We start from the raw sequence: 22,082 nt of genomic DNA, 5'->3' as shown, positions 1-22,082 counted from the left end.
CGGCGCCGGGACATTTGCCCAGGCCCCTGCCTGTCCCGGCGGGGCCCCTCAGTTCGCAGAGACATCGGACGAAGACGCACTCCGGAATCCGGACGCCAGGCAAAAAAGACCCGGCAGAGGGAGGGATCTGCCGGGTCCGGATTGCATGGGGGGAGGGACCCACGCAATGAGCGTTGCGTCGCGTCAGTGGTTGCTCGCGTCCGCCGTTTATTCGTTGTAACCCTGCACCAGTTCGGACCACGCCTTGCTGGCCACCAGGCCGAGACCGACCACGTCCTGCTGGGCCTGGCCCAGCCGCTGCAGGTTGTCCTGCCACAGCTGTGCGCCCTTGTTGAGCATCCCGGCCGCGTCGTCGCTGCGGGCCAGTTCGCCCAGCCAGCCGCCGGTCGCGGTCAGGTTGCGCTCCATCACCTTCAACTGCACGCCGAACATGCTTTCCGCGTTCTCCAACGCCAATCGGTTTGCGCGCGTTGCGGCGGCGGCGAACTGACGGGTGGCATCACTGAAGCGATCGCTGAAGGCGGCGGCCATGGGGGGCATCAGGGAGTGGCTTGATGCATTGCAGCATACGCCGTTGATGCGGCAATGCAACAAAAATAACAAAGGCGCTCAGGGCGCCTTTGAAAAGCCTTTCAGATCAATGGGTTGATCAGGCCGTCGGGCCGCGGTAGCGACAGCCGGAGGTGCAGGTTTCGTGCACGGTGATCTCGCTCAGCGCCGGCAGGCTGGGCTTGAGTTCGTTCCAGATCCACACCGCCAGGTTCTCGCTGGTCGGGTTCTCCAGGCCGGGGATGTCGTTGAGGTAGTGATGGTCCAGGCGGTCATAGATCGGCTGGAAAGCCGCCTTCACGTCGCCGAAGTCCATGATCCAGCCGGTCTGCGCGCCGGGCTCGCCCTCGACCTTCAGTTCCACCCGGAACGAGTGGCCATGCAGGCGCGCGCACTTGTGCCCCGGCGGCACGTTGGGGAGGCGGTGCGCCGCCTCGAGCATGAAGACTTTGAAGATTTCCATGGCGCGATTGTACGCCGCAGGTGGCCGGCCATCCTGAGCGGTTGTTGGGCTTTCGTGAATTAATTCTTTCCATCCGGATGAAGAGATGATAGTTTCTCTTATATCCGTATGAAGAGATGTTATTGGCCGGACCCCGGCCAGGCATGGACTACTGCGGAACTACGTCGCCCTTTCCACCTCCCCCACATCGTCATGCCCAAGCACACCCTGCTCGTGGCGGCCCTGGCCGTCGCTCTGGCCGCGCCTTTGTCCGCCGCCGCCGAAACCTCCGCCGACGCCAGTGGCGAAGCCAGCACCCTGGCCGCCGTGCGCGTCACCGGTTCCAACATCAAGCGCACCGATACCGAGGCCTCCAACCCGGTGCAGGTGATCGGCCGCCAGCAGTTGGAACAGACCGGCAAGGCCACCGTCGCCGACGTGCTGCGCTCGATCTCGGCCAACACCGGCAACGCTGCCAACGAAACCACCAACAATGGCTGGGCGTCCGGCTCGGCCGGCATCGGCCTGCGCGGCCTGTCGCAGAAGAACACGCTGGTGCTGCTCAACGGCCGCCGGCTGGCCAACTACGGCTTCCCGGCCGGTGGCCTGTCCGACACCTTCGTCGATCTCAATGCGCTGCCGCTGGTCGCGGTCGAGCGCATTGAGGTGCTCAAGGACGGCGCCTCGGCGGTGTACGGCTCCGACGCCGTGGCCGGCGTGGTCAACATCATCACCCGGCAGAACTTCGAAGGCGCCGAGATCGGCGGCAGCTTCGGCGGTGCCGACCAGGGCGGCCTGCACGAGCAGAACCTGAAGTTCGTCGGCGGCCTCGGTGATCTGGACACCGATGGCTACAACATCCTCTTCAGCCTGCAGGGGTACAACCGTGAGCGCCTGGACCAGGACGAACGCAACCTGACCAGGAGCGGCATCTACACCGACAAGCCGGGTGGCCGCTGGAACGGCTGGGCGGCCAAGGGCGCGCGCTACCTGGTCAACGGCGTCTCGGTGCCGATGCTCGATGCCAACGGCAACTGCCCGGCCGGCACCACCCGCGTTGCCAGCGCGCCGATCGATGGCCTGTCCGGTGATACCTGCGGCTTCAACCAGGCGCCGTTCACCACGCTGATTCCCTCGACCAAGCGCTACCAGGCCTATGCCAACGGTACCTTCCGCCTGAACGACAACGTCGAGGCCTTTGGCGAAGTGCTGTACAGCCAGATCAAGAGCGCCGCCTGGTTCGGCAGCAGCCCGTTCTTTACCCTGGAAAGCGGCCGCTTCGCGTTGAACGCCAACAGCGGCCTGGCCGAGCCGGTGTCGTCGCTGCTGCCGGCCAACAATCCGTACAACCCGTACGGCCGTGCGATCCCGATCGAGTACACCTTCTTCGACCTCGGCGGCACGATCAAGACCAACCGTTCCACCGCCTACCGCGGCGTGTTCGGCCTGCGTGGCACCACCGCGTCGTGGGATTGGGAAGTGGCCGCGTTCGGTGCACGCAGCAGCGAGCGCGAGAGCGTGTCCGGTGGCTTCGCCAACCGCTGGGCGCTGGCCGATGCGCTGGCCACGGGCAGCTACAACCTGCTCAACCCGGCGGCCACGCCGCAGTCGGTGCGTGATTCGATCAACATCGCCACGCTGCGTCCGGCCGAATCCAAGCTGCAGGGTATCGATGCGAAGATTTCCGGCAGCCTGGGCCATACCTGGGCCGGCGAGATCGGCTTTGCGGCCGGTGCCGAGTGGCGCCGCGAAAAGCTCGACTCCAACAACCCATGGCAGATCGATGCCGGCCTGCAGGTGCGCCCGGCCATTGCTGAAGTGCACGGCAAGCGCCAGGTCAGTGCGGCCTACGCCGAAGTGAACGTGCCGCTGGCCTCGACGCTGGAGCTGTCCGCCGCCGCGCGCGCTGATCACTACGATGATTTCGGCGATGCGTTCTCGCCGAAGATCGGCCTGCGCTGGCAGCCCCTGGATGTCCTGCTGGTGCGTGCGTCCGCTTCCAAGGGCTTCCGCGCACCGTCGCTGTCGGAAAACTCCAACAGCACCAGCATCGCCTACGGCAGCGTGGTTGATCCGCGTGATCCGGACGTGCCGGGCTCGCGCCAGAACCCGACCTTCTTCACCGTCGGTAACAACGCACTGAAGCCGGAGCGAACCAAGAGCGTGAACTTCGGCGTGGTGCTGTCACCGTGGGCCAACACCAACCTGAGCGTGGACTATTACCGCATCCAGCTGGACAACCTGGTCGGCACCAACAATACCCAGACCCTGGTCAACGACAACGTGGCTGGCGCCGTGCAGCGCGATGAGCGCGGCAAGCTGCAGGCGGTCTACAACCGCTACCAGAACCTGAGCGAGCTGAAGACCTCGGGTATCGACGTCGAACTGCGCCAGCGCATCCCGACCGCGGCGCTGGGTGACTTCACCGTGTCCTCGGCCTATACCCACGTGCGCGACTACCGTCGCCCGACCGTGGTCGGTGGCCCGCTGGTGGACTACGCCGGCAGCAACCTGGGCGCGACCCTGCCCAAGGACAAGGCCACCACCACGCTGGACTGGAAGTACGGTGATTTCAACGCCGCAGTAACCTGGTACTACACCAGCAGCTACCGCCAGGAAGCCAGCACCGCAGCCAAGGCCGTGCAGCAGCGCGTCGGCAGCTATAGCCAGTACGACCTGTACCTGGGCTACACCGGCATCGACAAGCTGACGCTGTATGCCAAGGTGCAGAACCTGGCTGACAAGACGCCGCCGTACGACGCTTCGTTCCCGGGCATCCGCGCGCCATACGACTTCAGCCAGTACGACCTGCGCGGCCGCTACTTCACGCTGGGCTTCGATTACCGCTTCTGATCCATCCGCTGCGGCCGGTTTCTTCAGGGAGCCGGCCGCGCGACCGTCTGCCGTTGTGTCCTGGGGAGTCACCGTGTCCTTGCATCGTCGTGCCGTTCTTCCGTTGCTGATCGCCGCCGCCACCGCACTGTCCTGCCCGCAGCCAGCGCAGGCACAGAGTGCGTACTTCTTCCCGCAGGCCGTCGACGCGGCCGCGTTCGATACGTCCATTCCCACACCCGAGCAGTTCCTCGGCTACCCGATCGGCAGCCGTTACACCCGGCACGACCAGCTGGTGGCGTACTTCCAGGAACTGGCCCGGCGCTCGGACAAGATCAGCGTGCGCGAGATCGGCCGCAGTTACGAGGGCCGCCCGTTGCTGATCGCCACGGTAACCGCTGCCGGCAACCACGCGCGGTTGGAACAGATCCGCCAGCAGCACGCGACCCTGGTCGATCCGGCGCAGCCGCGCAGTGCGGCGGGCGACAGCCCGGTGGTGGTGTGGCTGGGTTACAGCGTGCATGGCAACGAGACCTCCAGCGCCGAGGCGGCGATGCTGACCGCCTACTACCTGGTGGCCAACCGCAGTGCCGAGACCCAGCAATGGCTGCAGCAGGCGGTGGTGCTGTTCGACCCGGCGCAGAATCCGGACGGTCGCGATCGCGCCGCCAACTGGCACAACGCGTGGGCCTCCGATCCGGCCTCGGCCGACCCGGCTGACAAGGAGCACGTCGAGCCGTTCCCGCAGGGCCGCACCAACCACTACTTCACCGATCTCAACCGTGACTGGCTGGCCCTGACCCAGCAGGACTCGCGGCCGAAGGTGGAGGTGTTCCACCAGTGGTACCCGAACGTGCAGATCGACTTCCACGAAATGGGCAAGGACAGCACGTACTACTTCGAGCCTTCGCCGAAGAGCATGCACAGCCCGTTGATTCCGGCGCCGTCGTACGAGTTCAACAAGACCCTGGCCAAGTACCACGCGCAGGCGCTGGATGCCTTGGGTTCGCTGTACTACACCGGCGAGAATTTCGACAACTTCTCGCCGGTGTACGGCTCGACCTATCCGGACTTCCACGGCGCGGTCGGCGTCACCGTCGAGCAGGCCAGTTCGCGTGGCCGCGTGCAGGAATCGGTGAATGGCCTGCTGACCTTCCCGTTCACCATCCGCAACCAGGTCGCCACCGGGCTGGGCACGGTGCGTGGTGCGGTGGCCGAGCGTAGTGGCCTGTTCGACCTGCAGAAGCAGTTCTTCCAGAGCGCGCTGAAGCAGGCCGCACAGCAGCCGATGAAGAGCTTCGTGTTCGGCGACGCGCACGATCCGGCACTGACCCGCCGCCTGCTGGAACTGTTGCTGCTGCATCGCATCGAGGTACGTGCGCTGGAGCGTGCAGTCACCGTCGATGGGCAGCGCTTCGATGCCGGCAGCGCTTACGTGGTGCAGGTGCAGCAGGCGCAGTTCCGCCTGGTGCATTCGATCTTTGCCGAGACGCCGCCGATCAAGGGCGACGTGTTCTACGGCAGCACCAGCTATGCAATCGCACCGGCCTACGGCGTGGCCTTCGCCGGTAGCCGCAGCCGTATCGAAGGCGGCGCACGGGTGACTGCGTTGCCGGCGCAGCAGGGCGCGGTGCTGGGTGGCCAGGCCGGGTTCGCCTACGCGATCGACTGGCGCGACTACAACGCCGGGCGCGCGCTGGCCGCGCTGCAGGGCAAAGGCGTGAGCGCACGTGCGGCATTCCAGCCGTTCACCACCGCGACCGCGCAGGGCGACGTCAGCTTCGCCGCCGGCAGCCTGGTGATTCCGGTTGCCGGGCAAGCGCTGCAGGGCGCGGCGCTGCTTGAGGCAGTGACATCGGCCGCGCGCGAGGCAGGTGTGCAGGTGCACGCGCTGTCCAGTGGCCGCAGCCGCGAAGGCATCGATCTGGGCAGTGACGGCGTCAAGGCGCTGCGCAAACCCGCGGTTGCGCTGGTGATGGGTGAGGGCGTGGCCGCCACCGAGATCGGCTCGGCCTGGTTCCTGCTCGACCAGCAGTTGCATTTGCCTGCCAGCAAGCTGGACCCGCAGCAGCTGGGCAAAGTGTCCCTGGACCGCTACACCACGATCGTGCTGTCCGGGGGGACCTACACCGGCGTCGATACCACGGCGGTGGCTGCGCTGAAGCGCTGGGTGCAGGCGGGTGGCTCGCTGGTTACCTACGGCAGTGCATCGAAGTGGGCGATCGAGCAGAAGTTGGCCGACGGCGAGAAGCTCGGCAAGGAAGAAGAGACTGCCGACGAGAGCCGCCGTGCATTCGGTGACCAGCGCGACATCGCCGCGATCGAGCGGGTCAGCGGCAACATCCTGAGCGCCGATGTGGACACCAGTCATCCGCTGGCGTTTGGTGTGCCACGCCGGCAACTGGCGATCAACAAGGAGAGCACGGTGACGCTGCAGCCGAGCACGAATCCGTTCTCGACGGTGGTACGCATCGACACACCGCCGCGGGTGAATGGCTATCTTTCCGAGCGCAACCGTGCGCGGGTGGCGGGCAGCGCGTGGGTGCTGGTGTCGGCGCAGGGGCAGGGCAACGTGGTGCTGTTTGCCGATGACCCGGCGCACCGCAAGTACTGGCACGGCACGGACCGGCTGCTGATCAACGCGATCTTCTTCGGGAATCTGGTGAATCCGAGTAAAGCGCGGGGTTGAGGCGTGTGGCGCCGAGTCGTTGTTGTGCTTGGGAGGCAGGGGGCCTCAGCCAGGACACGCCGTGAACCCATCCATGGGGGCTCGATGGCGCCATCCTTGGCGCCAACGGTCCTGGCTGAGGTCCCCTGCCTCCCATGACAGTTTCCTGCGGGCGCGGACGCATCAGACCCCAAGGCGGGAGCAAGGGCAAAAGCAAAGGCAAAGGCAAAGCCAGGAATTGCGGCTTCGGCTTTTGAATTTGAATTTGAATTTGATCTTTCTTCTACCGGCTACCCTGCGGGAGAAGTAGGCGCTGGTGATCTCTGAAGCGGCGCAGGGCGCAGTGGGTGCAAAACCGTGAGCGCCATGGATGGCGCGATCGAGCCCCCATGGATGGGTTTACGGCGTGTTTTGCACCCACTGCGCCCTGCGCCGCCCCAAGCCAAACCATCCGCGTGCTTTCACCCACGGTAGCCGGCAAAAAAAAGACGGCGCGTCAGCGCCGTCCCTCGATAGCCCCCCGCGCAGCGGGAAGCACCCTCCATGTCAGCTGGGATCAGCCAGCGCGACCACCGCCGCCACCCTGGCCACGACCACGGCCGCCACCATTGCCACCACCGCCACGGCGCTGGCCCTGGCCGGCACCTGCACGCTGCTGGCCATTTCCACCGCCTTCGCGGCGGCCACCGCCGGCCTTCTTCGGGCCGGCATGCGCATGGCGCGGCGCATCACCGTGCGGACGGCGTGCGTGGCTCTTGCGCGGTGCGCGCTCGCCGGTATCGTGCTCGGCCTTGCCCGGCGCGCTGTTGCCCCAGCGGATCGGAACCTGCAGTTCGAAGCCCGGTACATCGCGGATGTCCATGTCGCGGCCCAGCAGGCGCACGATCGCGCGCAGCAGCTTCACTTCATCCTGCGCCACCAGCGAAATCGCCTGGCCGGTCGCGCCGTTGCGGCCGGTACGACCGATGCGGTGCACGTAGTCCTCGGCCACCATCGGCAGGTCGAAGTTGATCACCTTCGGCAGCTCGTTGATGTCGATGCCGCGCGCAGCGATGTCGGTGGCCACCAGCACGGTCACGCGGCCGGCCTTGAAGTCGCCCAGCGCACGCAGGCGCTGGCCCTGGCTCTTGTTGCCATGGATCGCCGCGGTCTTGATGCCCGACTTTTCCAGGAACGTGGCCAGCTTGTCGCTGCCGTGCTTGGTACGGGCGAACACCAGGGTCTGCTCGCGGCTGTCCTGCGCCAGCAGGTGCAGCAGCAGGTCGCGCTTGCGGCCGGCATCGACCGGGTGCACGCGGTGGGTGATGGTTTCGGCCACGGTGTTCTTCGGCGTCACCTGGATCTGTTCCGGGTTGCGCATGAACTCCAGCGCCAGCTGGCGGATGTTGTCCTCGAAGGTGGCCGAGAACAGCAGGGTCTGGCGGTTCTGCTTCGGCAGCTTGGCCAGGATGCGCTTGATCGACGGCAGGAAGCCCATGTCGAGCATGCGGTCGGCTTCGTCCAGCACCAGCAGTTCAATGCCGGACAGGTCGACGCTGCGACGCTCCAGGTGGTCGATCAGGCGGCCCGGGCAGGCCACCAGCAGGTCCACGCCACGGCGCAGGATGTCCAGCTGGTTGCCCATGCCGACACCGCCGTAGATGCAGGCGCTGGGGATACGCAGGTACTTGCTGTAGCCGCGCAGGCTGTCATGCACCTGGGTGGCCAGTTCGCGGGTCGGGGCCAGGATCAGCGCACGCGGCTTGCGCGGGCCGGCACGCACTTCCTGCGAGGCGGTGCCCAGGTGCTGCAGCAACGGCAGGCCGAACGCGGCAGTTTTGCCGGTACCGGTCTGTGCGCCGGCCAGCAGGTCGCGACCGGCCAGCGCCAGCGGGATCGCCTGCTGCTGGATCGGGGTCGGGTTTTCGTAGCCCTGCTCGGCAAGCGCACGCAGCAGGAAGGGCGCCAGGCCCAGCGATTCAAAAGACATTGAGATTGCTCCAGGTACAAGAAACGCCTGTCCGAACGGACAGACGGGGGCAGATCAAAGTGATCGGCTGACTCGGAGCGTTCCCGTGAACCGCGCTGCGAGAAGTTGGGTGCAGCCGGCACGAAGCGCCGGCTGGAATGCGTGACGAACGGCGTCGGAGTGGGGGCGGGCGAAGAGGGCGGACCCTGGTCGCCGGCGATCCCGGAGGGAAACGGACGGCCGCTGCAGACCTGCCTAGTCTAACCGATGGCTGAACCTCGCGCAAAAAGCCCCGTTCAGGTAAGGGGGGGCTCTCTGCAGGGCTGCGCCCTGCACCCGCAGAGGCCAAAGCGACGTCAACGTCAAAAGCGGGTTTCCTGAGGGATGGCGGGGTGGGTCCGGTGGCAGGGGACGCTGCAAGTACGTCCATGTAAGCTCGGTCGCCGCATCCATGCGGCTCACGCCCCTGCCACCGGACCCACCCCGCCTTCGACAGTTTTCCGCGATCTGTCGAATCTCATTCGATCAATTTCGGTGTCTGACGGATCTCGACGATGAATGATGTGGATGTTCGATCAGTCATTGGGAACCTGTCGGGGGTGGGGCGGTGTGGGCGGGCAGGACCGTTGGCGCCATGGATGGCGCCATCGAGCCCCCAGGGATGGGTTTACGGCGTGTCCTGCCCACCCACACCGCCCCGCCATCCCACGGGATGCAGGCTTTTGACGTTGCCGTTGCTTCTGCAGGTGCAGGGCTGCAAGCCCTGCCGACCCCCACTACGATAGGGTGGGCCGATGCCGCGCTGCAGCTTGGCGTCGTCGCAGATTTGATTACACTTGAAACTTGTTTGCCCACGACTCCGGACACCACCCATGAAGCTTGGTTCTTTGAAGGAAGGCGGCCGCGACGGCACCCTGATCGTCGTTTCGCGTGACCTGCGCCACGGCGTGCGCGCCACCGGCATCGCCGCCACCCTGCAGCAGGCCCTGGAGGACTGGAGCCACATCGCACCGCGCCTGAACGCCCTGTACGAATCGCTCAACGCTGGCGACGCCGATGGCGTGTTCGACCTCGATCCGCAGGCGCTGGCCGCACCGATGCCGCGTGCCTATGAGTTCGTCGATGGCAGCGCCTACCTGCCGCACGTCGAGCGCGTGCGCCGCGCCCGCGGTGCCGAGGTGCCCGAGAGCTTCTACACCGACCCGCTGATGTACCAGGCCACCAGTGCGGGCTTCTACGGCCCGCGCGATGCGGTCAAGGTGGTCAGCGAGGACTACGGCATCGACCTGGAAGCGGAGATCGTGGTGATCACCGACGACGTGCCGATGGCGGCCACCCCGGAACAGGCCGCCAGCCACATCCAGCTGGTCGGCCTGGTCAACGATGTCTCGCTGCGCAACCTGATCCCGGGCGAGCTGGCCAAGGGCTTCGGCTTCCTGCAGTCCAAGCCGCGTTCGGCGCTGTCGCCGGTGTTCGTCACCCCCGATGAGCTGGGTGCTGCGTGGCAGGACAGCAAGGTGCACCTGCCGCTACTGACCCACATCAACGGCCAGTGGTTCGGTGCGCCGGAGGCGGGCGTGGACATGCAGTTCAACTTCGCCCAGCTGGTCGCGCATGCGGCCAAGACCCGCCCGCTGGATGCCGGCACCATCGTCGGCTCGGGCACCATCGCCAACGAAGACACCAGCAAGGGTGCCTCATGCTTCGCCGAGCAGCGCGTGGTCGAGACCCTGCGTGACGGCAAGCCGAGCACGCCGTTCATGTCCTTCGGCGACGTGGTCCGCATCGAGATGCTCGACGCTGCCGGCAACAGCATCTTCGGTGCGATCGAGCAGCGCATCGAACAGGCGGCCAGGCCCTGAGCATGGAGGCGGCGATGGAGATTCCGGTCGACGACGGCATCGTGCTGTACACCTACTGGCGATCCAGCGCCGCCTACCGCGTTCGCATCGGCCTGGAGCTGAAGGGCCTGGCCTGGGAGGCGCGGCCGGTGCATCTGGTGCGCGACGGTGGCGAGCAGCACCGGGATGCCTATCGCGCGCTCAATCCGCAGCAGCAGGTGCCGACGCTGCTGCATGAGGGGCATGTGCTGACCCAGTCGCTGGCGATCCTCGAATACCTGGACGAGCGCTTTCCGCAGGTACCGCTGCTGCCGGCCGACGCCGCCGGCCGTGCGCGGGTGCGGGCGCTGGCCCAGTTGGTGGCCTGTGATATCCACCCGATCAACAACCTGCGGGTGATGCAGTACCTGGAGCGCACGCTGCAGGTGCCCACCGACGCACGCACGCAGTGGACGCTGCACTGGATCGCCGAGGGCTTTGCGGCGATGGAAACGCTGTTGGCCAACAGCCGCGACACCGGCACCTTCTGCCACGGCGACCGTCCCGGCCTGGCCGACATCTGCCTGCTGCCGCAGCTGTACAACGCCCACCGCTTCGGCCTGGACCTGGCGCCGTACCCGACCTTGCGCCGCATCGAGGCGGCCTGCCAGGCAGTGGATGCCTTCGACCGCGCGCGTCCGGAACACCAGCCCGACGCTGCCTGACGGGCCGCTTCGCTCGCCGGGCGCGGCCCGGCGCTACCGGTCCCCGGTCCGTGGTAGCGCCGGGCCATGCCCGGCGGATGCCCCATCCCCTCGCAACATCTGCCGAAGGTCTTCCCGGAACAGCCGATAGCCGGCCTCGCGGCGTGCATCGTCGGTCTGCCGCAGCACCCACGCCGGGTGCACCGTGGCGTAGCCGCGCGTGCCATCTTCGAGGGTGTGCCAGCGTCCGCGGTCGCGTGAGAGGTCGAAGTCACGACCGAATACCGAGGCTGCCGCTGTCGCGCCCAGGCACACGATCACCCGGGGCCGTACACGCGCGATCTCACCCATCAGCCAGGGGCGGCAGGCTTGGATGTGGCGGCTTTCCGGTCGCTTGTGCAGCCGCACCTTGCCGCGCCGCTCATGGTGGAAGTGCTTCACCGCGTTGGTGAGGTACAGCTGGGCGCGATCGATTCCCAGCTCCGCCAGTGCGCGGTCCAGCACCTGGCCGGCGGGTCCTGCGAACGGCTGCCCGCGCAGATCCTCGGTGTCGCCGGGTTGTTCTCCGACCAGCATCACCTCGGCCCCTGCCGGCCCCTGGCCGAACACGGTCTGCGTGGCCTGCTCCCACAACGGGCACTGGCGGCAGGCGCTGGCCTGTCCGCGCAGATTGTCCAGACTGCTGGCATCGGTTGCCGGCGCCGCAGCGTTCGCACGTGGGCGAATCCTGCGTTGCGGCGCCTGCGCCGGCCGGTCATGCATCTCCTGCACGCGGTCGGCCGCATCGCGCACCAGGCGTGGCAGCAACTGTGCTTCAGGCAGATGGCGCCAGTACTTGGCCGGCATTTCCTGCATCATCATCCGTGTGTTGAGCCGCGCCGGATTGAAGATGCTGGCGTAGTAGGTCTGCCACAGCGACTCGCGTGCATCCTCGGCCGGGGCATCCTCACGCCGTGCACCGGGGCCGAAGGCAAGCGCCTGCCCATCCCAGGCGACGCTGCGCGAAGGCGTGAGGATGGCCCAGCGCATGCCGGTGAAGCGGCGCGCGAAGAAGGGCGCGACCCGGTCGACGATGTGGTGCTGTGGCTCGAACCAGGCGATGAACGCATCAGGCTGGCCAGGCACCTCGCGGAAGCGCACGAATGCCTTCATCTTGTGCGTGTCACGGCGGACCGCCTGTGCCATGGCCAACGCCCGCAGTACGTCGGCATCGGCGGGGTTTGACAGCACCGAGCGTTCGTCATGGGTGATGCGCCACAGCAACCGGTACAGGAGGGCCATGCGCTGTCCGTCGCGATGGCACAGGCAGGTGGCCGCCAGCTCCAGGAAGTCGCGCGGTACCGTCGGTGCGCCAGCATCGGCCTGTGCGGGCGCCGAGGTGACCGCTGGCGCGTCCAGCAGTGATGCGTCGCTACCCTCGAGCCAGTCCAGCTGCTCCGGCGCGACGCCGCGCAGCAGGGCTTCGCGCGCACCGCTGCGCCAGGCGTCCAGCGACCATGCCGGATCCACCCGCAGCGACCAGCGCTGCGCGTCAGGCTGCGGGCGGGGCATCGAACAGCGAACCCTGGCGCGGCGGCGGGGCCAGCTGCGCGCGCAGCGCCGCCGGATCGTCCAGCGCTTTGCGCGGGTGATGGTCGGCCAGCAGCACGAACGGCAGCAGCTTGCTCATCGGTGCCTTCAGGCGCGCGATGTCGGCCACGCGCAGCCGCCCGTGGCGGCGCGCCATCAGCACGCGTTTGACGTTGCGCACGCCAAGGCCGGGCACGCGCAGCAGCATCTCCTTCGGTGCCCGGTTCAGATCGACCGGAAAGCGCTCGGGATGGCGGATCGCCCAGGCCATCTTCGGGTCGATATCCAGGTCGAGCATGCCGTCCTGGGTGGTATCGGTAATCTCATCCACGCCGTACCCGTAGAAGCGCAGCAGCCAGTCGGCCTGGTAAAGGCGATGTTCGCGCTGCAGCGGTGGCGGCTGCAGTGGCAGCTGCCGGCTGGCGTCCGGAATCGGGCTGAACGCGGAGTAGTAGACCCGGCGCATCCGGTAACTGCCGTACAGGCTGTCGGCGCTGGCCAGGATCTGCTGGTCGTTGGCCCCGTCCGCGCCGACGATCATCTGCGTGCTCTGCCCGGCCGGGGCGAAACGGGGAGGGCGCGGGCGTGCGCTGCGGCTGGCCGTCGGCGCCACCGCTGCGGGGGCCTTGCGCGCCTCCTTGGCTTCCTCGATGCGCCAACGCAGTTCGCCCATCGCGCCACGGATGGAATGAACCGTCTTCTCCGGCGCCAAGGCGCTCAGGCCGGCTTCGGTCGGCAGTTCCACGTTGATGGACAGGCGGTCGGCATAGCGCCCGGCACTGGCCAGCAGTTCCGGCGAGGCCTCGGGAATGGTCTTGAGGTGGATGTAGCCGGCGTAGCGGTGTTCTTCGCGCAGTTGCCGGGCCACCTCCACCATCTGCTCCATGGTGTAGTCCGCATTGCGGATGATGCCGCTGGAGAGGAACAGGCCCTCGATGTAGTTGCGCTTGTAGAAGTCCAGGGTGAGCGTGACCACCTCGTCTACGCTGAAACGTGCACGCGGCACGTTGCTGGAGACCCGGTTCACGCAGTAGGCGCAGTCGTAGATGCAGAAATTGGTCAGCAGGATCTTCAGCAGCGAAACGCAGCGGCCATCCGGTGTATAGCTGTGGCAGATGCCCACGCCCTCGGTGCTGCCGATACCGCCGCTGGCGCGCGAATCGCGCTTGCCCGAGCCGCTGGAGGCGCAGGAGGCATCGTATTTGGCGGCATCGGCCAGAATGGCCAGCTTGCGGATGGTTTCCATTGCGGAAACCTACGGATGAGCGGTCTCAATGGATGAGATCGGCCCTGAATCCTTCAGGCTTGCGCCGGGCATGGCCCGGCGCTACCGGTGTCGAAAGAGCTGCGCGGATCAGAACCCGTGGGTGATGCTCGGCGCGCCGGCCGAGAAATCCGCGTACGGGTCGTGTTCGCCGCTGCTGCCTTCGGACAGGCGGAACTTCAGGGCCAGGCCATCGCGCGAGTCGGCCGCGCGCAGCGCTTCTTCCTGCTCGATGATGCCGGCCTTGGCCAGCCGGAACAGGCACTGGTCGAAGCTCTCCATGCCTTCTTCCAGCGAGGCTTCCATCGCCGCCTTGATCTCGTGCACCTGGCCGCGGCGCAGCAGGTCGCGGATCATCGGCGTGTTGATCAGCACCTCGGTGGCCGGCAGGCGACGGCCCTCCTTGTTCTTCACCAGGCGTTGGCTGATCACCGCACGCAGGTTCAGCGCCAGGTTCATCAGCACGTTCTTGTGCGCGCTTTCCGGGAAGAAGTTGAGGATGCGCTCGATGGTCTGGTCGGCGTTGTTGGAATGCAGGGTGGCCAGGCACAGGTGGCCGGTCTCGGCGAAGGCGATCGCCGCCTCCATCGTTTCCGCATCCAGGATCTCGCCGATCAGGATCACGTCCGGCGCTTCACGCATCGCGTTCTTCAGCGCGTTGTGGAAGGCATGGGTATCCAGGCCGACCTCGCGCTGGTTGACGATCGACATCTTGTGCTTGTGCAGGTACTCGATCGGGTCCTCGATGGTGAGGATGTGACCGGTGGTGGTGCTGTTGCGGTGGTCGATCATCGACGCCAGCGAGGTGGACTTGCCGGAGCCAGTGGACCCCACCACCAGCACCAGCCCGCGCGGGGTCATGATGACGTCCTTCAGCACCTGCGGAAGGTTCAGCTCCTCGATGCTCGGGATGCGGCTGCGGATGGCGCGGATGACCATGCCGACCTCGCCCCGCTGCTTGAACACGTTGACGCGGAAGCGCCCGGCGTCGGGCAGGGCGATGGCCATGTTGAGCTCGAGTTCGCGCTCGAACTGCGGCACCTGGCCCTCGTCCATCAGCGAGTAGGCAATCTTCTTCACCATGCCCGGCGGCAGGCCGGTGTTGCCCAGCGGATAGAGCTTCCCCTCGATCTTGATGTAGACCGGTGCCCCGGTGGTCAGAAACATGTCCGAAGCGTTCTTTTCGGTCATCAGCTTCAGGAAGTAGCCGATATCCATTGCGAATTTTCCCCAACGAAACGGCCGACGCCCGTTGCCAGCACGGTGTCGGCTTGACGACAATGGCCGTGAACCGACAACCGGTACGGCCTCCCCAATGAAACGACTTAGCTTCGCACGAATGCGCCATGGCCTGTATGTGATGGCGTTTGCATTCGCACTGTCTGCCCCCGCCTGGGCGCAGGACGCCGCCCTGGAACTGGCGCAGGCCCGGCAGGCGGTCGACAAGGCCACCCAGGCCGATGCCGACCAGTACGCCCCGGACCTGATCGGGCTGGCCCGGCAGGGGCTGGAGCAGGCCCAGCGCGCCGCAAGCGACCGCCGCGAGCGCAAGAATGCGCCGGCAATGGCCCTGCGCGCCGCCGCCGATGCCGACCTGGCCCGCGTCCGCAGCGAGGAAGCCACCGTCAGCGCGCAGCTGCAGCTGCGCCGCAACGAGGTCAACCAGCTGCAACGCCAGCTGTCGACCGGGGAGGACCGCCGGTGAAGCCGATGACCGCCGCAACCCTGGCCGCGCTGCTGGCGCTGCCGACCCTGGCCGTGGCCGCCGACAACCCGATGGTGGCGCAGCTGAGCCAGCGCCTGATGGCCATCCAGGCCAACCCGGATACCGCTGAGCTGGGCGCGTTCGAGCGCATGCAGGCCCAGCAGGCCATCGCCACCCTGGACAAGGCCAAGCGCCGCGATCAGGAGCTGGCCACCTACCTGGCCGAGCGCCGGGTCGAGATCGCCGAGACCGCCGTGCGCACCGCACTGGCCGCGCGCGAGGTGGACCGCCTGGATCGGACCCGCAGCGACCTGCTGATCGAGGCCAGCCGCCGCGATGCGGCCCGTGCCCGCCAGGAAGCCGAGCAGCTGCGCATGCAGGCGCAGATGCAGGCCGAGGAGGCCGAACGGTTGCGCCAGGCCGCCGAAGCCGAGACCCTGGCCCGCCAGGACGCCGAGAACGCCCTGACCAGCGTGGCCGGCAAGCAGCAGCAGCGTCTGAGCGCCGCACAGCAGAACGCCGCCAAGCTGGCCCGCGAGGAAGCCGAACTGGTGTCCGGGCAGAAACTGCCGGGCTCGAAGTTCGATGGCCGTGGCGAAGTTTTCACCTTCGGTGGTGACGCGTTCGCCGCAGGCGCCTCCAGCCTGTCGGGTGGCGCCCGCAACCAGGCCAAGGCCCTGGCCGAGTACCTGAACATCGGCAAGAAGGGCCGCCTGCGCATCGAGGCCTACGACAGTGCCAACGGCGTGGGCCAGAAGCGTGCCGAAGCGCTGCGCGACGCCCTGGTCGCGGGTGGTGTCGCCAGCAACCGCATCCAGGTCAGCGGCAAGAAGGCTGCGTCCACCCGGGCGCGCTCGGCCGAGGTCATCATTGCCCCGTAATGCATTGATATTGTTTGTTTTTCGTTGTGATGAGCATTCAGCCTGAACCCCGCCCCGGCGGGGTTCGGTCTTTTGACGCAGGGGTCTTGTACCCCGCCTTGAGCAGGCGTAGGGTCAATCGTCCGGGACGCAATGCCGCGGACCGGACGATGGGAGGGCCGGGCCGATGCAAGCAGGGCGCGAACCGCAGCAGATCGACGTGCGCAGGCCAGTGCCGCAGGTCGTTGCACGCGTCCAGGTGGCCATCGACCGGCGCTCCTCCATGAACAACGCCCCGTGCCTTTCGGCCGGGGCGTTCGTGTATCTGTCGAAGGAGGTCCATCATGTTTGAAGATCAGCCCCAGAGCGAGATCGACGCACGTCGCGCGCGTGATCCGGAGTTCAGGGCACTCCATGACCAGCACCGCAAGTTGAACAAGAAGTGCATGGACGCGGAGTTGGGTGTACTCCCGATCGATGATGTCACCCTGGGTCGCATGAAGCGCGAGAAGCTGCTGGCCAAGCAACGTCTTCTGCGAATGTACGAAACACCGCTCCCAACGACGTCCCCCACGCTTTGACGCACATCGTCGCGCCCGGAACGGCGTGACCCGGCCATCGATGGCCCTGCCGGGGGCTCCTGCCCCGGCATCGCGGCCGCGCCGATGAGGCGGCCGCGCCAAGGCACCACAGGCGGTGGTGCCTTGGCCTTCAGGCACAACTCACCGATGCGGGCGGCACCGGTCTCCTCGTCGATCCGGGGCCGTCCGCATCCCTTTTTTGCGGGCTTCCGGCCCCGCGGCGCAACGACCTGACATTCATCGCCATCCGACGGATAATCATCGGTCCGGCCCTGCGCGGCGCGAATCGAAAGTCCTCCGAATGCCCATTCATTCTTCCGTCCTCGAACTCATCGGCCAGACCCCGATCGTCAAGGCCCAGCGCCTGGACACCGGCGTCTGCGAGCTCTACCTGAAGCTGGAGAGCGCCAACCCGGGCGGATCGATCAAGGATCGCATCGGCCTGTCGATGATCGAGGCGGCGGAGCAGCGTGGCGACCTGAAGCCGGGCGCGACCCTGGTTGAAGGTACCGCCGGCAACACCGGCCTGGGCCTGGCGCTGGTGGCACAGCAGAAGGGCTACAAGCTGATCCTCGTCGTTCCCGACAAGATGAGCCGCGAGAAGATCTTCAACCTGAAGGCGATGGGCGCCGAAGTCCGCCTGACCCGCTCGGACGTGGCCAAGGGCCATCCGGAGTACTACCAGGACCTGGCCAAGACCATCGCCGAGCAGACCCCGGGCGCCTACTTCATCAACCAGTTCGGCAACCCGGACAATCCGGCAGCGCACGAATTCGGTACCGGCCCGGAGATCCTGGAGCAGATGGGGGGTGACCTCGACGCCATCGTGTTCGGCTGCGGCAGCTCCGGCACCATGACCGGCCTGTCGCGCGCGTTCGCCAAGCTGTCGCCCAAGACCGAGCTGGTGCTGGCCGATCCGGTCGGCTCGATCCTGGCCGAATACATCAACGACGGCGTGCTCAACGACAAGTCGGGCAGCTGGCTGGTGGAGGGCATCGGCGAGGACTTCCTGCCGTCGATCTCCGATTTCAGCCGTGTCAAGAAAGCCTATGCAATCAGCGACGCCGAGAGCTTCCACACCGCGCGCGAGCTGCTGGGCAAGGAAGGCATCCTGGGCGGTTCGTCCACCGGCACCCTGCTGGCCGCAGCGCTGAAGTACTGCAAGGAGCAGACCACGCCGAAGAAGGTGCTCGTACTGGTCTGCGATACCGGCAACAAGTACCTGTCGAAGATGTACAACGACTACTGGATGCTGGACAACGGCTTCCTGCAGCGCCCGCAGCACGGCGACCTGCGCGACCTGATCCTGCGTCCGTACGGCCAGCGCGACACTGTCGTCATTGGCCCGAACGACCTGCTGACCACCGCCTACCAGCGCATGAAGCTGTATGACGTGTCGCAGCTGCCGGTGATGGACGGCGAGCAGCTGGTCGGCATCGTCGATGAAAGCGACGTCCTGCTGCATGTCTATGGCGACGAAGCGCGCTTCCGCGACACGGTTGCCACGGCGATGGTCAGCAAGCTGGACCGGCTGGACGTGAAGTCGCCGATCGAGGCCCTGCTGCCGGTGTTCGACCGCGGCCAGGTGGCGATCGTGATGGACGGCGATGCTTTCCTGGGCCTGATCACCCGTATCGACCTGCTGAACTACCTGCGCCGTCGCGTGCAGTAAGCCGCCGATCACGGCAGTTCACCGCTGAATTCCGGTTTATTCGCGTCAAAGCTCGTTAAGGCTGCGCTGATAGACTCCCGATCCTTTGACGGCGCCGCACGTCGGCGCCATTCAGGAAACGACATGTCCAACTCCTCTTCGCCCGACCGTGCGCTGGCCCTGGCCACGCTGGCCATCCACGGTGGCCAGTCGCCCGACCCCAGTACCGGTGCGGTGATGCCGCCGATCTACGCCACCTCGACCTATGCCCAGTCCAGCCCGGGCGAGCACCAGGGCTTCGAGTACTCGCGCACGCACAACCCGACCCGTTTCGCCTATGAGCGTTGCGTGGCGTCGCTGGAAGGCGGTACCCGTGGCTTTGCGTTCGCTTCGGGCATGGCGGCCAGCTCGACGGTGATCGAGCTGCTGGACGCCGGCAGCCACGTGGTGGCGATGGACGATATCTACGGCGGCAGCTTCCGCCTGTTCGAGCGCGTGCGTCGCCGCACCGCCGGGCTGGATTTCAGTTTCGTCGACCTGACCGATCTGGCGGCGTTCGAAGCCTCGATCACGCCGAAGACGAAGATGGTGTGGATCGAGACCCCGACCAACCCGATGCTGAAGATCGTGGACATCGCTGCGGTCGCCGCCATCGCCAAGCGCCATGGCCTGATCGTGGTGGTCGACAACACCTTCGCCTCGCCGATGCTGCAGCGCCCGCTGGAGCTGGGCGCGGACCTGGTGCTGCATTCGGCCACCAAGTACCTCAATGGTCACTCGGACATGGTCGGCGGCATGGTGGTAGTCGGCGACAATGCCGAGCTGGCCGAGCAGATGGCCTTCCTGCAGAACTCGGTGGGTGGCGTGCAGGGCCCGTTCGACAGCTTCCTCGCCCTGCGTGGCCTGAAGACCCTGCCGCTGCGCATGAAGGCACATTGCGCCAACGCGCTGGCCCTGGCCCAGTGGCTGGAAAAGCACCCGGCGGTGGAGAAGGTGATCTACCCGGGCCTGCCGTCGCACCCGCAGCACGAGCTGGCGGGCAGGCAGATGGCCGGCTACGGCGGCATCGTCTCGATCGTGCTCAAGGGCGGTTTCGAGGCGGCCAAGCGCTTCTGCGAGAAGACCGAGCTGTTCACCCTGGCCGAGTCGCTGGGCGGTGTGGAAAGCCTGGTCAACCACCCGGCGGTGATGACGCATGCCTCGATCCCGGTCGCACGCCGGGAGCAGCTGGGCATCAGCGATGCGCTGGTGCGGCTGAGCGTGGGTGTTGAGGAGTTGGGGGATCTGCAGGTGGATCTGGAACGGGCGCTGGGCGGGAACGTCTGAGAATGGGCATCCTTTCGGTCTTCGGCAAGCACCGCTCGCTTGCCTTCGAGCTGACCCAGCGCGAGGTTCTTGGGCGCTACCGCGGGGCCAGCTTCGGTCTGCTGTGGTCGCTGATCAGCCCGTTCCTGATGCTGCTCGTCTATACCATGGCCTTCGGCTACATCATGAAAGGCCGCTGGCCCGGATCGACCGGATCGACCACCGACTTCGCCCTGATCCTGTTTGCCGGCCTGACCGTGCACGGCTTCTTTGCCGAGTGCTTCACCCGTGCACCGCAGCTGATCGTCAGCAACACCAGCTACGTCAAGCGCGTGGTGTTTCCACTGGACCTGCTGGTCTGGAGCATGGCGTTCTCGGCGCTGTTCCACCTGCTGATGAACATGGTCGTACTGCTGATCCTGCACTTGTGCGTGAAGGGCAGCGTCCCACCTACCGCGGTGCTGCTGCCGGTCGTGGTGTTGCCGCTGGTCATCCTCACCGTGGGCGTAGGTTGGATCGTTTCCGCGCTGGGTGTGTACCTGCGCGACATCGGCCAGATCGCCGGCGTCATTGCCACCGCAATGCTGTTCCTGTCCTCGGCCATTGTGCCGCTGGATTCGGTGCCGGCCAGCTACCGCATCGTGTTCGAGCTCAACCCGCTCACCTTCATCATCAACCAGGTGCGTGAAGTAGTGATCTGGGGGCGCCTGCCGGACTGGACTGGCCTGGCCATCTACACCGTGATCGCTTGCGTGGTCGCCGTCATCGGCCACCGCCTGTTCAACAAGCTGCGCGTGGGGTTTGCCGATGTCCTCTGAAACTGCCCTGGCCGAGACCGTCATCCAGGTCAACGGTGTCGGCAAGTCGTATCACATGTACGAGCGGCCCTCGCATCGCCTGTGGCAGGCCCTGGCCGGCAAGCGCAAATCCTTCTACAAGGATTTCTGGGCACTGCGCGAAGTCAGCTTCTCGGTCCGTCGCGGACAGACGGTAGGCATCGTCGGGCGCAACGGGTCGGGCAAGTCGACCCTGCTGCAGATGATCGCCGGCACCCTGAACCCCACCGAAGGCAGCATCACGGTGAAGGGGCGCGTGGCCGCGCTGCTTGAACTGGGCAGTGGCTTCAACCCCGAGTTCACCGGCCGCGAGAACGTCTATCTCAATGCCACCATCCTGGGCCTATCGCGTGCCCAGATCGATCAGCGATTGGAGAGCATCCTCGCCTTCGCCGACATCGGTGAGTTCATCGATCAGCCGGTACGCAGCTATTCCAGCGGCATGTCGGTGCGCCTGGCTTTTGCGGTGATCGCGCATGTCGACGCCGACATCCTGATCATCGATGAAGCACTGGCCGTGGGCGATGCGTTCTTCTCGCAGAAGTGCATGCGCTTCCTGCGTGAGTTCCAGAAGAACGGCACGCTGCTGTTCGTCAGCCACGATGCCGCCGCTGTCACCAACCTGTGCGAGAACGCGGTGTGGCTGCAGAACGGACGCATGCGCCTGTCGGGCACCTCACAGGAGGTGGTCGAGGCGTACATGACCGAGCAACATGTGGTCGGCCGTCGTGAAGTGGGTGGCGAAACCATCGTGGTCGAGAAGAAGCAGCGCCGCAGCACTGCTGAAGCTCCCGATTTCCGTCGTGATCAGTTCCGCGACGAGGGTGTCATCAACCGCATCGCGCTGTTCGAATTCGATCCGGAGAATGTGGGGCAGGAGTTCGGCGCGCAGGGCGCGCGCATCGTCGACGTGGCCATCCGTGGCGACGACGGCGGCGCACTGACCCTGGTCGAAGGGGGCGAGCTGGTTACCCTGCAGGTCACGGTGAAGCTGGAGGAGTCGCTGGACAACCTCATTGTCGGCTTCTACGTGAAGGACCGGCTGGGCCAGCGCCTGTTCGGCGACAACAGCTATTTCGCCTGCAAGGATGCGCCGGTGGGTGGCGCGGCAGGGCAGACCGTGCGGGCCACGTTCCAGTTCCGCATGCCGGTGATGCCGTCCGGCTCCTACATGATCGATGCAGCCGTCGCCTCTGGCGACCTGCATGACCACACGCAGCAGCACTGGATCCACGACGCCCTGGAGTTCCGCGCGCTGGACGAAACCATGCGCTTTGGACTGATCGGCATCCCGATGCTGAATATCACCTTGCAGAACAACGATGTCTGAGCGGCCCCTGTGCGCGCT

The 22,082-nt window shown here is 66.3% G+C and carries 17 protein-coding genes; 11 read left to right on the top strand and 6 right to left on the bottom strand.

Annotated elements, in window-relative coordinates:
- Positions 1 to 207 precede the first annotated feature (207 nt).
- Both BN1263_RS10675 and queD read right to left on the bottom strand, forming a co-directional pair.
- Positions 208 to 531, bottom strand: a complete 324-nt coding sequence (locus BN1263_RS10675) for a phasin family protein (protein WP_058981075.1) — start codon at positions 529 to 531, stop codon at positions 208 to 210.
- Positions 532 to 649: 118 nt separating this feature from the next.
- Positions 650 to 1,012, bottom strand: a complete 363-nt coding sequence (queD, locus tag BN1263_RS10670) for a 6-carboxytetrahydropterin synthase QueD (RefSeq protein ID WP_005407953.1) — start codon at positions 1,010 to 1,012, stop codon at positions 650 to 652.
- Between the two features lie 192 nt (positions 1,013 to 1,204).
- Here queD and BN1263_RS10665 point away from each other — a divergent pair, with 192 nt between their 5' ends.
- Positions 1,205 to 3,844: a TonB-dependent receptor plug domain-containing protein gene (locus BN1263_RS10665; RefSeq protein WP_058981074.1), complete on the top strand. Its 2,640-nt coding sequence runs from the start codon at positions 1,205 to 1,207 to the stop codon at positions 3,842 to 3,844.
- 73 nt (positions 3,845 to 3,917) lie between these two features.
- Positions 3,918 to 6,512 carry a M14 family zinc carboxypeptidase gene (locus BN1263_RS10660; protein ID WP_058981073.1) on the top strand — a complete coding sequence of 865 codons (2,595 nt, stop codon included), beginning with the start codon at positions 3,918 to 3,920 and terminating at the stop codon, positions 6,510 to 6,512.
- A gap of 535 nt (positions 6,513 to 7,047) precedes the next feature.
- Here the strand turns inward: BN1263_RS10660 and BN1263_RS10655 are convergent.
- Positions 7,048 to 8,460, bottom strand: a complete 1,413-nt coding sequence (locus BN1263_RS10655) for a DEAD/DEAH box helicase (protein ID WP_019660948.1) — start codon at positions 8,458 to 8,460, stop codon at positions 7,048 to 7,050.
- 851 nt (positions 8,461 to 9,311) lie between these two features.
- On the opposite strand from BN1263_RS10655, the gene BN1263_RS10650 reads away from it, so the two are divergent.
- A complete protein-coding gene (locus BN1263_RS10650; protein ID WP_058981072.1) occupies positions 9,312 to 10,301 on the top strand; it encodes a fumarylacetoacetate hydrolase family protein in 990 nt (329 codons plus the stop codon).
- A 14-nt stretch (positions 10,302 to 10,315) separates the two neighbouring features.
- On the top strand, positions 10,316 to 10,984 hold the full coding sequence (gene maiA, locus BN1263_RS10645; protein WP_058981078.1) for a maleylacetoacetate isomerase: 669 nt from the start codon (positions 10,316 to 10,318) through the stop codon (positions 10,982 to 10,984).
- Positions 10,985 to 11,017: 33 nt separating this feature from the next.
- On the opposite strand, the gene BN1263_RS10640 is transcribed toward maiA, so the two are convergent.
- The 3 genes from BN1263_RS10640 to BN1263_RS10630 form a co-directional block, all read right to left on the bottom strand.
- The gene (locus tag BN1263_RS10640) at positions 11,018 to 12,514 is read right to left on the bottom strand and encodes a UdgX family uracil-DNA binding protein (protein ID WP_058981071.1); all 1,497 of its coding nucleotides are present in this window, start codon (positions 12,512 to 12,514) and stop codon (positions 11,018 to 11,020) included.
- Positions 12,495 to 13,778: a putative DNA modification/repair radical SAM protein gene (locus BN1263_RS10635; protein WP_058981070.1), complete on the bottom strand. Its 1,284-nt coding sequence runs from the start codon at positions 13,776 to 13,778 to the stop codon at positions 12,495 to 12,497. Before BN1263_RS10635 ends, BN1263_RS10640 begins: the two co-directional genes overlap by 20 nt.
- A gap of 108 nt (positions 13,779 to 13,886) precedes the next feature.
- Entirely contained in the window at positions 13,887 to 15,014 is a 1,128-nt protein-coding gene (locus BN1263_RS10630; protein ID WP_014035879.1) for a PilT/PilU family type 4a pilus ATPase, read from the bottom strand.
- Positions 15,015 to 15,135: 121 nt separating this feature from the next.
- On the opposite strand from BN1263_RS10630, the gene BN1263_RS10625 reads away from it, so the two are divergent.
- From BN1263_RS10625 to BN1263_RS10595, 7 genes are all read left to right on the top strand, one after another.
- Positions 15,136 to 15,501 (top strand): DUF4398 domain-containing protein, encoded by a 366-nt coding sequence (locus tag BN1263_RS10625; protein ID WP_058981068.1) that lies wholly within the window; start codon positions 15,136 to 15,138, stop codon positions 15,499 to 15,501.
- On the top strand, positions 15,498 to 16,382 hold the full coding sequence (locus BN1263_RS10620) for an OmpA family protein (protein WP_080398806.1): 885 nt from the start codon (positions 15,498 to 15,500) through the stop codon (positions 16,380 to 16,382). The genes BN1263_RS10625 and BN1263_RS10620 overlap by 4 nt, the downstream gene beginning before the upstream one ends.
- Positions 16,383 to 16,705: 323 nt before the next feature.
- Positions 16,706 to 16,942, top strand: coding sequence for an HP1242/YdcH family protein (locus BN1263_RS10615; RefSeq protein ID WP_005407964.1), 237 nt, complete (start codon positions 16,706 to 16,708; stop codon positions 16,940 to 16,942).
- A 301-nt stretch (positions 16,943 to 17,243) separates the two neighbouring features.
- On the top strand, positions 17,244 to 18,614 hold the full coding sequence (locus tag BN1263_RS10610) for a pyridoxal-phosphate dependent enzyme (RefSeq protein WP_058981066.1): 1,371 nt from the start codon (positions 17,244 to 17,246) through the stop codon (positions 18,612 to 18,614).
- 123 nt (positions 18,615 to 18,737) lie between these two features.
- Complete coding sequence (locus BN1263_RS10605) at positions 18,738 to 19,919, top strand: cystathionine gamma-synthase (protein WP_058981065.1); 1,182 nt, start codon at positions 18,738 to 18,740, stop codon at positions 19,917 to 19,919.
- Between the two features lie 2 nt (positions 19,920 to 19,921).
- Positions 19,922 to 20,716, top strand: a complete 795-nt coding sequence (locus BN1263_RS10600) for an ABC transporter permease (protein WP_019338011.1) — start codon at positions 19,922 to 19,924, stop codon at positions 20,714 to 20,716.
- Positions 20,706 to 22,064, top strand: coding sequence for an ABC transporter ATP-binding protein (locus tag BN1263_RS10595; protein WP_058981063.1), 1,359 nt, complete (start codon positions 20,706 to 20,708; stop codon positions 22,062 to 22,064). The genes BN1263_RS10600 and BN1263_RS10595 overlap by 11 nt, the downstream gene beginning before the upstream one ends.
- The last annotated feature ends 18 nt before the right edge of the window (positions 22,065 to 22,082 follow it).

This window comes from Stenotrophomonas thermophila, from assembly GCF_001499715.1.
GTDB lineage: Bacteria > Pseudomonadota > Gammaproteobacteria > Xanthomonadales > Xanthomonadaceae > Stenotrophomonas > Stenotrophomonas hibiscicola.
This window is presented reverse-complemented; position numbering and strand designations above follow the sequence as displayed.

Bases quoted from the DNA above. Each gene is read 5' to 3' on its own strand.
- BN1263_RS10675 (WP_058981075.1), bottom strand. From the start codon at position 531: ATGGCCGCCGCCTTCAGCGATCGCTTCAGTGATGCCACCCGTCAGTTC.
- queD (WP_005407953.1), bottom strand. From the start codon at position 1,012: ATGGAAATCTTCAAAGTCTTCATGCTCGAGGCGGCGCACCGCCTCCCC.
- BN1263_RS10665 (WP_058981074.1), top strand. From the start codon at position 1,205: ATGCCCAAGCACACCCTGCTCGTGGCGGCCCTGGCCGTCGCTCTGGCC.
- BN1263_RS10655 (WP_019660948.1), bottom strand. From the start codon at position 8,460: ATGTCTTTTGAATCGCTGGGCCTGGCGCCCTTCCTGCTGCGTGCGCTT.
- BN1263_RS10650 (WP_058981072.1), top strand. From the start codon at position 9,312: ATGAAGCTTGGTTCTTTGAAGGAAGGCGGCCGCGACGGCACCCTGATC.
- maiA (WP_058981078.1), top strand. From the start codon at position 10,316: ATGGAGATTCCGGTCGACGACGGCATCGTGCTGTACACCTACTGGCGA.
- BN1263_RS10640 (WP_058981071.1), bottom strand. From the start codon at position 12,514: ATGCCCCGCCCGCAGCCTGACGCGCAGCGCTGGTCGCTGCGGGTGGAT.
- BN1263_RS10635 (WP_058981070.1), bottom strand. From the start codon at position 13,778: ATGGAAACCATCCGCAAGCTGGCCATTCTGGCCGATGCCGCCAAATAC.
- BN1263_RS10630 (WP_014035879.1), bottom strand. From the start codon at position 15,014: ATGGATATCGGCTACTTCCTGAAGCTGATGACCGAAAAGAACGCTTCG.
- BN1263_RS10625 (WP_058981068.1), top strand. From the start codon at position 15,136: ATGCGCCATGGCCTGTATGTGATGGCGTTTGCATTCGCACTGTCTGCC.
- BN1263_RS10615 (WP_005407964.1), top strand. From the start codon at position 16,706: ATGTTTGAAGATCAGCCCCAGAGCGAGATCGACGCACGTCGCGCGCGT.
- BN1263_RS10610 (WP_058981066.1), top strand. From the start codon at position 17,244: ATGCCCATTCATTCTTCCGTCCTCGAACTCATCGGCCAGACCCCGATC.
- BN1263_RS10605 (WP_058981065.1), top strand. From the start codon at position 18,738: ATGTCCAACTCCTCTTCGCCCGACCGTGCGCTGGCCCTGGCCACGCTG.
- BN1263_RS10600 (WP_019338011.1), top strand. From the start codon at position 19,922: ATGGGCATCCTTTCGGTCTTCGGCAAGCACCGCTCGCTTGCCTTCGAG.
- BN1263_RS10595 (WP_058981063.1), top strand. From the start codon at position 20,706: ATGTCCTCTGAAACTGCCCTGGCCGAGACCGTCATCCAGGTCAACGGT.